Below are 13,548 nucleotides of genomic sequence, written 5' to 3'. Positions count from 1 at the left end.
ACGGCGTCCTATGTCTTGGATCCGCGCGGTGCGCCGCTGCGCATCGCGTACTCCGACAAGACTCCCGCCGTCAGCTACACGTGGGACGCCGCGGGCCGCCGTACGTCGATGACCGACGGTCTGGGCCTCACCCGCTTCCAGTACGACGCCTTCGACCAGCTCACGTCGGCCGGCCCGGTGTCCTACCGCTGGGACGCCGTCGGCAACCTCACCGGACGGACGGCAGTTGGTCACACCGAGTCGTACACGTGGGATGCCGCCAACCGCCTGACCTCCGCGGCAGCCGACAGCAAGCCACTGGCCTCGTATCGCTACGACCTCGCCCGCGGCACGATCACCACAACCCAACCCGGCGGGCTGGTCAAGACCGAACAGCTGGACGTCCGCGGTCGCACCACATCCTTGTCCATCACCCAGAACGGCCGCGCACTCCGGACAATTACCTCCGCGTACGACGCCGCCGACAACCTCACCCGCTCCGACGACTCCGTCGCCGGCAAATCGTCGTACAGCTATGACTCCCTGAACCGCCTGACTGCGGCTTGCTACGGCGTCGACCAGTGCACCGACGACGCGAGCGATTACCTTCGCTACGACTACGACGCCAACGGCAACCGCACCTGGGAGAAGCGCCCCTCGGGCAGCACCTGGTCCCTGTACGGCCCCGCCAATGAACTCCGGGCCTCGATCACCACGCCGGCCAACTACCCGCTCGACGTACCAACCACCCACCACTACACCTACGACCCCGACGGCAACCGAACCTCCGACGGCACCACCACCTACACCTGGTCCGCCGCCGGCAAACCCACCACCTCAACCACCGCCGGCGTCAAGACGACCTACACCCACACCGGCGACGGCCGCCGAGCCATCTCCACCACCGGCCCCCAAACCACCCACTACCTCTGGGACCCCCTCTCACCCCAGATCCTGGGCACCACAGGAGCCTCACAACCCAGCCGCTACCTGTACGGCTCCGGCCTCGTCGCCCAACAGACTCCGACCGCACGAACCCCGCTCACTACGACTGCCAACGGTTCGGTGCTCACAGCAACGACCACCAAGCCCGACCAGCACGACTACGAGCCCTACGGCCAAACCCGAGCCGGCCCAACCAACCAGACGGCCTCGACCCCACCGACCCCCGGCTACATCGGGGGCCTCAAACTCCCCACCGGCAACTACCTCCTCGGCCAACGCGAGTACAACCCCACCACCGGCACCTTCCTCACCACAGACCAAGCCGGCTCCGCGAACCCCTACGCCTACACCACCGGCAACCCCCTCAAAACCACCGACCTACAAGGCCTCGACGACATCGAGGGCACCCTCACCGACGTCTCCCACATCTCCGGCTACATCTCCACAGCCGCCCTGGGCGGCGCCGTCATCTGCACCCTCGCCCGAGCCTGCGCCCCCGCCATCCCCATCCTCCTCCAAATCTCCTCAGCCACCGGCGTAATCTCCGCCGGCACCGCCGGCATCCTCGACTCCCAAGCCTGCGTCCTAAAAGGCAACTGCTCCCAACTAGCCGCTGACATAGCGATTGTCGGCCTTGCAGGCAGATTCCCGGCTCTCGGGAGAGCATCCGAGGCGGCCGCGGCGGGTCGTCGGATCACGATGACCCTCGGTGGAGCAGTCGTGAAATACGATGCCAATGTCGCGCTTGGTTATCTGACGATGGGAGGCTCGGCGAAGGCATCGGAACTCGTCGCGTTCGCGCAGACACAAGGCTGGGTTCTGACCCAGTCGAAGGCTGGCCCGATGGTCTTCATCGATGCCGCGGGAGTGAAACGCTTGACGCTGAAACAGGGCAGTCCGAGGACGCCGGGAAGCGAGCTTCCACATGTTGAAGTACGCAACGCGAGCGGTCAACGTGTCGATCCGTTCGGAAATCCCGTCACGGCAAGAGTGCTGGAAACCACGTGCCCATCGACTGGGATTTGCCATGACTCCTTATGAGAATCTGCCCGGGTTCGACACGTACGTGCTGGAGGAGTCCTGGGTCCTCGATGTGACGGCGAGGCCAGGGTCAGTGGTATTCCGGCTGGACCTCGTCCTCACGCCTGAGCATCCCCGGTACAAGCTTCCGCACCCCGGCAACAACCTGTTCTACCTCGACGGGCAACTCGTTTTCGAAAAGGTCACGGATCTCGAGTGGGTCGCCCAGGGTGCGCCTCCGGCAATCGATGCGACTGGCGAGATCGACTACGGACACATCGACACGATGACTTGGGACTCGGGGCTTTACGAGTTACAGGGCGACTGGGGTGAAATGCGCGTTCGGGCGCGCGCAGCCCGCCTCGTACTCGATGACAGCGGGTCGGGCGACCGGTCGTCATGAACACAAGGGCAAGGATGACGCTGAGGCTGATCAGTTATTGGGCTGGTCCGACGGCGTCCAACTGGCCGCAGGTGGCAACTCGAAGTACCTGGCTAGGACGGTGCTCACCCGATGGAAGGGGGCGCTGACGATGGGATATCTGCTTGGTCTGTCCGACATCCCGAGTGGCTTCCCGTATCCTGCGTCGTTCATTCGGGTGGTCGAGCTCGGGTTGGTTGACCTGGAGCCTTGGCGGATTCTCGAGGGCGATTCGCTGCTTGCCCGTTACGCGAGCTTGGCGGCACGGTATCCCGGGCGGGTGTTGGTGCCCTTTGCGCGGTGCCAGGACAACGACGAAGTGACATGTTGGCAGGTCGGTTCGCTGAGGTGCTGGTCATTCACGACTTCGACTACTCCGGGCGCGAACTCCGCGAGACGCTCCGTCGTTCTACACGTGGCTGCGGCGCGCGATCGAGGACCTGATCGAAGGCGAACCAGATGACTGACCGAGCGCCACAGCACAAAAGGATGCCGGGATGACAACAGACTCCGCTGCGTTCCGGATCGAAGTTCTGCTGTCGTTCCAGCGGGCTCTCTGGGACCTGGTCACGCCCGGCCTCAGAGCTGTGGCAGTCAGCCCCACCTACCCCCTCATCGAAGCAAGATTCATCTACGAGGCAGTAGGCGACGACGAGCGTTTGTTGGCCGCCGAGGCCGAGGCCTATGTTGTTGCTGACTTCGCGCCTCTCGTTGATGTGCGGTTCGAGGCTGTGGTTGTGCCGGGCTTCCAGTCGCGGGAACTGTTGGCTGGTGAGGAGTGGGTGTACCGGCGGCGTGAGGACGAGCCGGAATGAGGTGGGAGAGGGGGCGGCCGGCGACGGTGCCGACATTCACGAATTGGTCCGCGACGACCCGGCCAGCCAGGATCGTGGATCGCTTCCGGGCGTGTGTGTCCGGTGGCCGTGTGCAGTCCGGCAACCGGAGTCAGACGAGGCTGTGGTCGCGCTTGGCCCGGGGGCCCACCTAGCTCTTAGAACGGTTGGAGGGATGGCATGAGTTCACGTCTCGCGCGTGATTCGCTCGTTGTGATTGTTGACGGGGACGAGGTGCCGGGTATCACGATCTACGGTCTTGCGAGGCGCGGAGAGCGGAGTCCGGTCGTGTTTCCAGACGATGGTTGGTTCGGGGGACCCGCCCTCGACGAGTTCGTTCTCCGGGGTGAGGCATGGGAGATCCCGACCTGGGACCTGCCGATTCTCGTCTGGCCGACCGCCGACGGTCTGGCGGCCGCGCTGCGTGTTTCGCTTGCCGCGGTCATCGAGTCGGGATGTTCTGTTGCGTGGGTCGGCGCTGAAGGGCTTCCGTTCTGCGACCCGCCGCAGTTGTTCGACCCCGGCTGCATGTCTAGAGGTGTTTTGGCCTGGATGACGGCGCAAGGACAGTTCGGGTGTGCATTGGATCCGGACGGCCCGATCTCGCCCATCTCGGACCATGAGTTGTTGATGCTGAGGCAGTACGCCCGAGGACTCGCAGACACCGCTTGGGCGAGTTGGGGCGAAGAGCTCGCCGTCCCAGGTCGCGGGATTGTTCGTCCACCAACGCCGAGGCATGCCGGCGCTGGGCGGGGCGAGCGTGGTCGACGGGCGAGCCGGGTGTGGCCGCTCGTTGTAGAACGTGCTGGCGTTCAGGCGCGTTCGGCTGTCGTCGCCGTGGCTACTGTTCAGGCGGTGAATTCGTTGATGCCGAGGGCGAAGTTCCAGTGGCCGACGCCGTTGGCGGCGAGGCCCATAGTGACTACGCCCATTCCTTCCAGCCAGTGCGCCATTTTCAGGCTGCCGGCGTCCAGGGGGCGCAGCCCGAGGCTCTGGATGAAGGCCGCCACGGCAGCCTTGGCCTGCACGTTGTCGCCGGCGATGAAGACGTCGGGACGGCCCTGCTCCAGGACGTCACGGAAGATGGTGTTGAAGGCCTTCACCACGCTGGCGCCGGCCGGGGCTACCTTGGCGACTTCCTGCGCGATCGAGGTCTCCTCGCTGTGGGCCAGTCCGTCGAAGGTGGCGTTGAACGGGTTGCTGATGTCGACGATGACCTTGCCCGCGAGGGCGTCTCCGTACTCCGTGACCACCGGGACGACGCCGTCGTACAACAGGGCTGTGATGACGATGTCCCCGGTCGGGACGGCGCCCCACTTGCCCGTCGTCGAGCCGCGGCCGAGAGCCTTGGCCAGGTCGTCGGCCTTGGACTGATCGCGGCCCATGACCTCGACCGTGTTGCCGCCCGCCACCGCGAGTGTGCCGATGGTACGGGCCATGTTTCCCGTACCGATGAGGGTGATGCTGCCCATGAGGTGTGCTCTCTTCCAGTTCTCGAGGTGTGTGGTTCAGATGGCGGTGGTGCCGCCGTCTGCGACCAGTTCCAGGCCGTTGACGTAGCTGGAGTCGTCGGAGGCGAGGAACAGGGCGACGGTGGCGATTTCCTCGGGGCGGGCCATCTTTCCGCGGGGGATGAGGGATTCGAATGCGGCCTTGGTTGCCTCGTCGAACAGTTCTTCCTGTTTGGCGGTGGCGACCTGGCCGGGGGTCAGGACGTTGACCCGGATCTTGCGGTCGCGCAGTTCGTTGAGCCAGACGCGGGCCCAGGCCTGCTGGACGGCTTTGCTTCCCGCGTAGAGGCTCCAGCCGGGGTAGCCGGCGAGGGAGGCGCTGGATCCGGTCATGAAGATCGAGCCGTTGTCGTTCATCAGCGGCAATGCCTTCTGCACGGTGAACAGGGTGCCGCGCACATTGAGCGAGAAGGCGCGGTCGAACTGCTCCTCGGTGATCTCGCCGAGGACGCCGGGTTCACCCATCCCGGCGCTGGCCCACAACACATCGATCGAGCCCTTTTCCCGCTTGACCGTGTCGTACAAGCGGTCCAGGTCGTCCAGTTCGGCCGCGTCACCCTGTACGGCGGTGACGTTGCGGCCGATCTGCTTGACGGCATCGTCCAGTGCAGCCTGGCGCCGGGCCTGGATGAAGACATGCGCTCCTTCGTCGACGAACAGTTTGGCGCCGGCCAGTGCCATGCCGGTGGATCCGCCCGTGATTACCGCGACCTTGCCATCGAGCTTTCCCACGATCACTCCGTTGAATTGGTGGTGCCTGGACCAGGGCGGCTTAAATACACCAACCTGTGTACGTAACGTAGCGGACGGCTGATCGAAGTGCAAGCTACGTACACCGATCGGTACCGAACGGGCTATGCTGGAGCCATGACGGAGTTGGAGAAGGGCCCCCAGGGCCGGCGCCGCGGCAGGGGCGCACGTGAGCGCATCCTCAGCGCTTCACAGCAGCTGTTCCGCGAACAGGGCATCAACCGCACCGGCATGGACCAACTCTGCGCCGTGGCCCAGGTGTCCAAGCGCACGGCGTACCAGCACTTCACCAGCAAGGACGAACTCGTCGCCGAATACCTGCGCCGATTCGATCCTGACGTCATGCCCGGAGTGTTCGACCGCACCGACCTCACACCCCGCGAACGACTCCTCGCCGCCTTCGAGATCCCCGCGTCCGCACCCCTGTGCCCCTACATCGCGGCGGCCGTCGAGCTCCACGACCCCCAACACCCCGCATCCCAGTACGCACGCGACTACAAGATCGCCATCGCCGCGCGGCTCACTGAAACCGCCCGCGAAGCCGGCGCCATCAACCCCGAACAACTCGGCGAGCAACTGGCGCTGCTCCTCGACGGCGCCGCGGCCCGTACCCGAGTCCTCAACAGCGCATCCTTCCCCACCGCCGCCGCCATCGCCGCCGTCCTCATCGACAACGCCATCCCTACGGCGAGCGAGTGAAGACCTGACCAAGCTGGCGCGGGGATAGCGGGTTGTTTCAGCCGTGGCGCGTTGTAGGGCGCTAGCGGTGCAACAAGGCCGCCAGCGGTGCGGTTGGTAATTGGGTTGAGGGGGTTGGGGTGGGTGCTCATCATGGGGGGATGATTACTACGACCTTTGGTGTGTTGCTGGTGGGAGCTTTGGCCTTGGTGGCTGGGGTTCTGCAGCAGCAGGTTGGTCGTGGGTGGGGGTCGATCTCCGGTCAGTTGTGATCGGGGTGGTGGTCGCGGGGCTCTTGGCTGGGTATGGGGTTGCTATGCCGGTCGGGCCTGTCGGGACCTATTTGGTGGCGTTGACGGCGCGGAGTTCGTTGCGGATCGGGGCGTTTGCCGCGCTGGGGGTTGCTTCGGCTGATGGCGTGTACGCGGCGGTGGCTGCGGGCGCCGGCTCGGTGTTGGCTCCGCTGTTGGTGCCGGTTGTCGGGCCGTTGCGGTGGGCATCGGTCGTGGTGCTGATCGGGCTCGCGGTGATGGGTGCGGCCAAGGCGGTACGGCGGTATCGCGAGCGGCGGATCGTTGCGCTGCAGCAGGAGACGCCGATCGGGGCGTGGGCGGCGTACTTCGGGATGCTCGGGATGACGATGCTGAACCCGTGGACGGTGATCTACTTCGCGGCGCTGGTGCTTGGAGGATCGGGCGTCGCGGGGCTTGGCGAGCGGATCGTGTTCGTGGTCGCGGCGTTCGTGGCGTCCGCTAGTTGGCAACTGCTGCTCGCGGGCGGTGGCGCCTTGCTCGGGCGGTTGCTCACCGGTCCGTTGGGGCGACTGGTGACCGCGTTGGCGTCGGCCGCGGTGATCGTCGTGCTGGCGGTGCGGATCGTTGCCTAGGGCACCTGTCGTTCGATCGCGCCGCTGGGGTTGAGGAAAAGCAGGACGGGCGGCGCCGTGTTCGGGAGGATCTCGGCGTACGCCTGGAGCTGGGGTGCGTAGTACGCGACCCGGCTGTCCAGGGCGGCAGCCGGGATCGCGTCGGTCTTGTAGTCGACGATGGTGAGGCGGCCGTCGTCCTCGCGGTAGATGAGGTCGACGAAACCTTCGAGCACGGTGCCGTCCGGCTGGACGGTGCCGACGTACGACTCGCGCCAGTACTCGCGGGCGGCGGCGCGTTTCACCACGTCGGATGCGAGCGCCGAACGGACGAGTGCGGTGACGACGTCGGCGTACTCGAGGACTCCCTCGGCGAGGCATTGCGTGGACACGGCAGCTTCGAGGCCGGCGCCGGTGGAGAGGTCGACCACCTGGAGTACGGCGTGCACCGCGCGGCCGATCGCGGTGCCGTAGCGGCCCTTGGACCACGGCGGGAGCTCGAGGTCGCGGGCGCCCTTCGCGGTTCCGGGGTCGATGAGGACCTCGTCGGTGCCGGCGGCGACGGACAGTTCGGGGCCGGTGCCTTCGAGACCGGAGGCGCTCTGGGCGGAGCGGGCTCGACTCGCGGCCTGGGCGGCGGCGGCTCGGGTCTCCCACTCGGTGCGGGAAATCGGCGGGGTGACGTCCGGGCTGCCGGTCGGCTCGCGGTCGGGGACCGGTGGGCCGGTGAAGAGCGTGGCGTGCGGCGCGTCGACGCCGCCGGCGTTCGCGAGGAGTTCGGCGTTGCTCGTATGGCGGCGGTTGCCGGAACGGTGCAGTGACACGACCAGGTGGTCGCGGGCGCGCGTTGCGGCGACGTACAGCAGGCGGCGGCGTTCGTAGTCGTCCATCTGCTCGTCGACGGGTTGGACGAGGTCGAAATCCTCTGTCTGGACGGACGACTTGAGCTTCACCGCGTAGCCGCCGGGCAGCGGCCACAGGACCTGGACACCGCGCTGACGGTTCGGGGACGCGGTCATACCGGAGAGGATCACGATCGGGAACTCGAGGCCCTTCGCGGCGTGGATCGTCATCACCCGGACCGCGTCGGCGTCGGTCTCGGGGAGGACGGCCTCGGCGACGCGGGACGTTTCCTCGCCCTGGTGCGCGGCCCAGGCGAGGTAGGAGCGGAGGCCGCCGTGCTCGACCTCCGACCAGGCGCGGGCCTGGTCGACGACGAACCGGATCCGGCGCCAGGCGTCGCGGGCGCGGGGGCCGATCGCGGCGACTTCCAGCATGCGGCGGTCGGCGACGATCTTCGCGAGGACCTCGCTGGGGGTGAGCCACCGGGCGGCGTAATACGTCCGGCGGAGCCACTCCATCGCCTCGCCGATCGGGTGCGTGAGCAGCTGGTCGGGAACCGGTGCGGTCAGGGTGAAGGTGCCGCCGTTGCGCTTCCAGGTGTAGAGATCGTCGTCGCCGCAGCCGAACAGAGGTGAGCGGAGCGTGGTGACGAGGGCGAGCTGGTCGCTCGGGTCGCCGAGCGCACGGGCGCAGGCGAGCAGGTCACGGACCTCGGCGGTCTGGTAGACGAGCGAGCTGGCTTCCGCGCGGTACGGGATGTCGGCGCGGTCGAGGGCGTCTTCGAGGAACGGAAGCGAGGTGCGGGCCGGCACGAGTACGGCGATGTCGCCGGCCGCCGCGGGGCGCCAGGTTTCCGCGCGGTCGTCGTACACCAGCCAGCCCTCGCGGAGCGCTTCCTCGATGACCGCGGCGACGTCGGTGGCTTCGCGTTCGCGGAGGACGGAGGCCTGCGCGCGTGGCAGGTCCTCGTGCGGGGTGGCGCCGAGGATCGTGACGGCGGGGCCGGCCGATGGGTCCTCGGATTCGTCCGGCAACGGTTCAGGCGGTACGTCGGCGCCGCGCCGGCGGAACGGGAGAACCGCCGCGAGATCACTCACCTCCTCCTCGGACTCTGCCGGGGTGTCGAAGAGCGTGGGTTCGTCGAAGATCGAGAGCTGGTCGCCCTTCACAGGTGCGTCGGGAGACGGCGCACTGGGCTCGGTGCGCGCGGAGGCACCGCGGGTTGGACTGGTGCGGTGCGGGGAGAGGGACTGGTACGACGGCTGGGCGGACTCGTGGGGCTGGATGAGCGTCGCGAAGACGGTGTTGATCCAGCTCAGGATCGGCGGCACCGTGCGGAAGTTCGTAGTGAGAGCGACCGTTTCGCCCAGTAGCTGCTGGGCCGTGAGGTACGTCGCGATGTTGGCGCGCCGGAACCGGTAGATCGACTGCTTCGGATCCCCGACCACGAACAGCCGCCCCTCCGGGACCTCGACGTCGTGCCAGTCGGTGGCGTCCGCGTCGGCGCCGCCGGCGATCCGCACCGCGAGCTCGATCTGGATCGGGTCGGTGTCCTGGAACTCGTCGAGCAGCAACCGCTCGAAGCGGTCCTGAAGATCCGCACGCACCTCGGGATCGCGCCGCAGCAGGTCGCGCGCGAGCACCAGCAGATCGTGGAACTCCAGGCGTCCCTCGGCGCGCCGGAGCTCGGCCGACTCCAGCACCCGCTCCGCGATCCAGTGCGAAAGATGCCGGAGGCAAGCGTCGAGGAGCAGCTCGACGAGCGAGCCGGCGACCTCGACGACCTCGGTGCAGTCCGCGCGGACCTTCGCGATGTCCGGCCAGTTCTCCTTCCGCCCGATCCTGCCCACCTTGAGACCGCGGAACGTCTGCAGCAGCGCGAGCTGCGTCTCCTGATCGGACGCGGTGTCCAGCGTCAGGCCGAGCTCGCGGATCTGCTGGACCTTCGGCAACAGCCGGTCCTCCGGGTCCAGGCAGGTCTCGGCCGCGGCGCCGATCTGTGCCGCCGCGGCGATCAGGCCGCTGAGATCCGGCATCGCGACCAGCTCCGGCGGCTCGACCAGAACCCGATCCGCGATCAGGTCCCAGTCGTTGCCGAACAGGCGGGCGAGCGACCGCAGATGCTTCAGCTCGACCCCGACCGCCATGGCGAGCAGCAACGGCTCGGCGATCGAGTCGTCGTCGAGGAGTTGCTGCTGCAGCTCGGCCCAGCGTTCCTCGAAGGCGACCGACGAGCCGACCTCGTCGAGTACGTCGATGAGCGGCGGCAGCCCGGCCTCGATCGGATGCGCGAGCAGGATCTGCTGCGCGAACGCGTGCAGCGTGCCGATCGACGCGGAATCCAGATCGTCCAGCGCGGCGTCGGCGAGCTGCCGGTCCTCGGTCTTCCGCGCCTTCTCGAACTCGACCCGCAGCCGGTCCCGCAGCTCCGCGCCGGCCTTCTCGGTAAAGGTCACGGCCGCGATCGATCGCAGCGGTACGCCGTCTCGCAGCACCAGCGTCCTGACCCGCTCGACCAGCGCGTGCGTCTTCCCGGACCCGGCGCCTGCCTCGACGAAGAGGGTGGTGTCGGTGTCCGAGCGGATCCGGTCCCGGGCGGACCCGTCGAGCAACTGTTCACTCATCGCCGGCCTCCAGGGCAGTCGGGTCGATGAGCCGCACCAGCCGTTCCAGCACCGGATCGTGGCGTTTGCGGTCCCAGCGCGCCCGGACCTCGCTGTGGCCGAGGCTGTCGGGGTTGCAGTACGGGCACTGGACCCACAGGAAGTCCGGTACTTCGGGTGCCTTCGGCGGGAACAGCCCGGCCGCGATCGACGACACGATCACGTCGAGCGTCTCGACGTACCGGGCCTCGACCTCGGGGGTCAGCGGGACCGGGATCCGTTTGCCGCCGCGCCGGACGAACCAGTACGACGCCTCGACCGGAGTGGACGGTTCACCCAGCCGCGCGCGGGCCGCGTACGCGTACACGGGCAGCTGCAGTTTCGTCCCGCCCGCGACCGGATCCGCCTCGATGCCCTCGTACCGCGAGAAGCCGCCGGTCTTCACATCCGTCACGTAGATCGTGCCGTCCGCGCCGAGGTCCACCTTGTCGGCGGATCCGCGTAGCAGCACCCGGCCGGACGGCACCGGGATCTCGACCGGCGGCTCGCCGTCGAACCCGAACGTCAACTCACTGGCGACCACCGACGCGTTCCGCGAAGCGCGCCAGCGATCGTCGTCGGTGAGCAGCACCATCAGGTCGCCGAGGATCCGCAATCGCTCGCGCTGCCACAGCCGGGGATGCCCGGTCAGACCCTCCGCCTCGAACTGGTCCGCGAGGTCCGCCCCGATCGCCAGCAGCAGTTTCCGCTGATCCTCCGTCCACGGCTCGCCGTACCCCGGCAACGAACCGGCCAGTCGCGTCACGAACGCGTCCAGGCTGTTGTGGATCAGGTTCCCGATCTGGATCGGTGAGATGACGAGGAGATCCTCCGGCGCCTCCAACGGCTCCACCTGCAGCAGCCGCTCGACGAAGTACGCGTGCGGACACGTCGCATAGGACTCCAGCGACGTGGGCGACGCGATCCGATCCTCCACCGCGAACTCGGGCAGGCCCGAGACCCCCGACAAGTCGCCGTCGAAGCGCGTGAAGGCAGCGGATGCACGCCCTCGCAGCAACTCCCGGGCCCGCACGAGAACCCCGTCCTGGACCCACAGTCGCGCCGCGGCCGCACGCGTCTGCCACTCCTGCTCTGTCGCCGGCATGGTTGCCGTCGTCAACGAACCGGCGTACGACGCCGACGTCCGCAGCACCTCGCCGTACCGGTCCCACTGCGTCGCGGGCAACGCGTGATCACCGGTGAGCTCGCGCAACGACCCGAGCAGCCAGCGCGTCGGCAACCGCCGCGACGACCGTCGCAGATCGCCGCGTGGGAACGACGCGACCACCCGGGCACCGGCCGAGAACGCGACGAGCAGATGCCGCTGCTTCTCGTCCAGGCGATCCCGGAACGACGCCAACTCCGGAGCTGCCGCCTCACGGACCCGATGGGGGAGTAGCGCGTCCTCGTGGACTCGTCCCGGATACAGGTCCTCGGAGAGACCGACGACGTACACGAGGTCCGCCGACAACCCGACGCTCGCGGACAGTGGCGCGACCAGTACGCCCGTCCCGAACGTCCCGACCCGGGGCAGCGACTGCTGCAGCTCGAGATCGAGTACGTCGCGCAGCACCGCGAGGCTCGCCGGCGTACCGAGCTCGTCGAGCGTCGACAGTCCCTTCAACGATCCCTCGACGGCGGCCGCGGCGTACTGCTCCTCGATGGGCAAGGACGAGTAGTCCCCGAGCAGATCGTGGAACAGTTGCAGCACACCTTCAGACAACGATGACCAGGTTTCCAACGACGCAAGAGCATTCAGCCGCGCCCGCAACGTCGACGCGAACGTGTGCAACCGCTCGGCCGTCGACGCGTTGTACTGCGCGCGCCGTACCGCGGCCGGCCGTGGATCCTCGGCCGCCTCCTCCTGGTCAGCGGTCCGCCGCTCCGACTGCGCGTACCGCGCCAGCCGCGTGTCCCAGTCGTCTCCACGCACCACCCCGGCCGCCCGCGACATCCGCTCCCACTGCGGCACCGGGATACGTTCGCCCGTGAAGTCGCGCGTCGGCGCATTCGCCAACGCCCGGAACACGTCCGCGCGCGGCAGATCCTGATCGACCAGCGCGAGCACCTCGAGGAGCGTCCGCGCGATCGCCCGCTCGTGCACCGGACGCGTACCTGGACCGTTCACCTGAATACGCGCGGCCGACAGGTGCTCGTGCAGCAGACGTGCGTACGGCGAGGCCGCGGCGTACAGCACGGCGATCCGATGCGCCGGCGTGTGCTCCAGCGCCGAGACGACGTCCCGCACCACGCAACGCACCTCGTCGTCGGCATCGGACGCGTTCAGGATCTCGGTCGCGACCGGATAGTTCTTCGAGATCGACGTCGGCAGATCGATCCCGATCCGTTCGAGCGATCGCCGCACGGCGCGGTCGGCACGGCGTACGTCGGTCAGTCCGACGATCACCGTGAGATCGGCGGCCGCTTCACCGAGCGCGGCGACGAACGCGGCCTCGGACTGGGTCAGCTCTTGCGGGAGATACAGCACCAGCGCGCCCAGCTCGTCGACAGTTGACGGCGAGTCCGCGATCCGGGACGCGGCGGCGCGGAGCAGATCGGTCGCGTCGTACCAGTCCGCGGCCAGCTCGGCGGTGACGTGCCGGTGCAGACGGACCAGATCGGGGCCGAGTGCGGACGCCTTCGCGACCTTGTCGAGTGCCGGTTCGGACAGGTCACGGAGCTCGCGATGGGCCGATGCAAGCGCTTGGATGGTCGACGGATGCTCGGCGACCTCGTCGAAGACGCCGGGCGATTTCGCGAGCGCCGTACGCCAGGTGGCCGCCACGATCGGACGGGTCGCGGGACGTCGCGGCGAAAGCAGCCCGGCGGCGATCTGCTCGGCGAGCCGCTCGAGGGTCGCCAGGTACAGACCGGCGACCGAGGAGCGGGCGAGGTGGCGGCGGGCGATGACGCCGGCCAGGTTGTTCGGCAGGAGCAGGGTGACAGGGGTCATCGGATCGTCGGCCTTCAGCCGTGCGACGACGGCTTGCAGGCGCTCCAGAGCCGCGGCGCCGTACGCCGTGCTCTCGATCCGGGTGGTACTCACCACGAACCCCGATTC

General features: G+C 67.9%; 9 protein-coding genes. 5 read left to right on the top strand and 4 right to left on the bottom strand.

Annotation, left to right across the window (positions count from 1 at the left end; all coding sequences use genetic code 11):
* The first annotated feature begins 15 nt into the window (after positions 1-15).
* The 3 genes from EV137_RS36185 (at position 16) to EV137_RS36175 (ending at position 3,180) form a co-directional block, all read left to right on the top strand.
* Positions 16-1,965: an RHS repeat domain-containing protein gene (locus EV137_RS36185; protein WP_134132625.1), complete on the top strand. Its 1,950-nt coding sequence runs from the start codon at positions 16-18 to the stop codon at positions 1,963-1,965.
* A complete protein-coding gene (locus EV137_RS36180) occupies positions 1,952-2,347 on the top strand; it encodes a hypothetical protein (protein WP_134132624.1) in 396 nt (131 codons plus the stop codon). The genes EV137_RS36185 and EV137_RS36180 overlap by 14 nt, the downstream gene beginning before the upstream one ends.
* A gap of 515 nt (positions 2,348-2,862) precedes the next feature.
* Complete coding sequence (locus tag EV137_RS36175) at positions 2,863-3,180, top strand: MafI2 family immunity protein (RefSeq protein ID WP_134132622.1); 318 nt, start codon at positions 2,863-2,865, stop codon at positions 3,178-3,180.
* An 866-nt stretch (positions 3,181-4,046) separates the two neighbouring features.
* Here EV137_RS36175 and EV137_RS36170 read toward each other — a convergent pair.
* Positions 4,047-4,670 carry an NADPH-dependent F420 reductase gene (locus EV137_RS36170; protein ID WP_134132621.1) on the bottom strand — a complete coding sequence of 208 codons (624 nt, stop codon included), beginning with the start codon at positions 4,668-4,670 and terminating at the stop codon, positions 4,047-4,049.
* A 36-nt stretch (positions 4,671-4,706) separates the two neighbouring features.
* Entirely contained in the window at positions 4,707-5,441 is a 735-nt protein-coding gene (locus EV137_RS36165) for an SDR family NAD(P)-dependent oxidoreductase (RefSeq protein ID WP_134132775.1), read from the bottom strand.
* A 135-nt stretch (positions 5,442-5,576) separates the two neighbouring features.
* Here EV137_RS36165 and EV137_RS36160 point away from each other — a divergent pair, with 135 nt between their 5' ends.
* A complete protein-coding gene (locus EV137_RS36160; RefSeq protein WP_134132620.1) occupies positions 5,577-6,158 on the top strand; it encodes a TetR/AcrR family transcriptional regulator in 582 nt (193 codons plus the stop codon).
* A 295-nt stretch (positions 6,159-6,453) separates the two neighbouring features.
* Positions 6,454-7,023 carry a LysE family transporter gene (locus tag EV137_RS36155; RefSeq protein WP_134132619.1) on the top strand — a complete coding sequence of 190 codons (570 nt, stop codon included), beginning with the start codon at positions 6,454-6,456 and terminating at the stop codon, positions 7,021-7,023.
* On the opposite strand, the gene EV137_RS36150 is transcribed toward EV137_RS36155, so the two are convergent.
* Together EV137_RS36150 and EV137_RS36145 are read right to left on the bottom strand one after the other, a co-directional pair.
* The gene (locus tag EV137_RS36150) at positions 7,020-10,469 is read right to left on the bottom strand and encodes a UvrD-helicase domain-containing protein (protein ID WP_134132617.1); all 3,450 of its coding nucleotides are present in this window, start codon (positions 10,467-10,469) and stop codon (positions 7,020-7,022) included. The two genes, EV137_RS36155 and EV137_RS36150, sit on opposite strands and share 4 nt — an antisense overlap.
* The gene (locus EV137_RS36145) at positions 10,462-13,533 is read right to left on the bottom strand and encodes a PD-(D/E)XK nuclease family protein (protein WP_134132616.1); all 3,072 of its coding nucleotides are present in this window, start codon (positions 13,531-13,533) and stop codon (positions 10,462-10,464) included. Before EV137_RS36145 ends, EV137_RS36150 begins: the two co-directional genes overlap by 8 nt.
* Positions 13,534-13,548: the final 15 nt, after the last annotated feature.

Source organism: Kribbella pratensis (assembly GCF_004366075.1).
GTDB lineage: Bacteria > Actinomycetota > Actinomycetes > Propionibacteriales > Kribbellaceae > Kribbella > Kribbella pratensis.
Note: the sequence above shows the minus strand (reverse complement) of the source record. Positions and strands in the feature narration are given on the sequence as shown.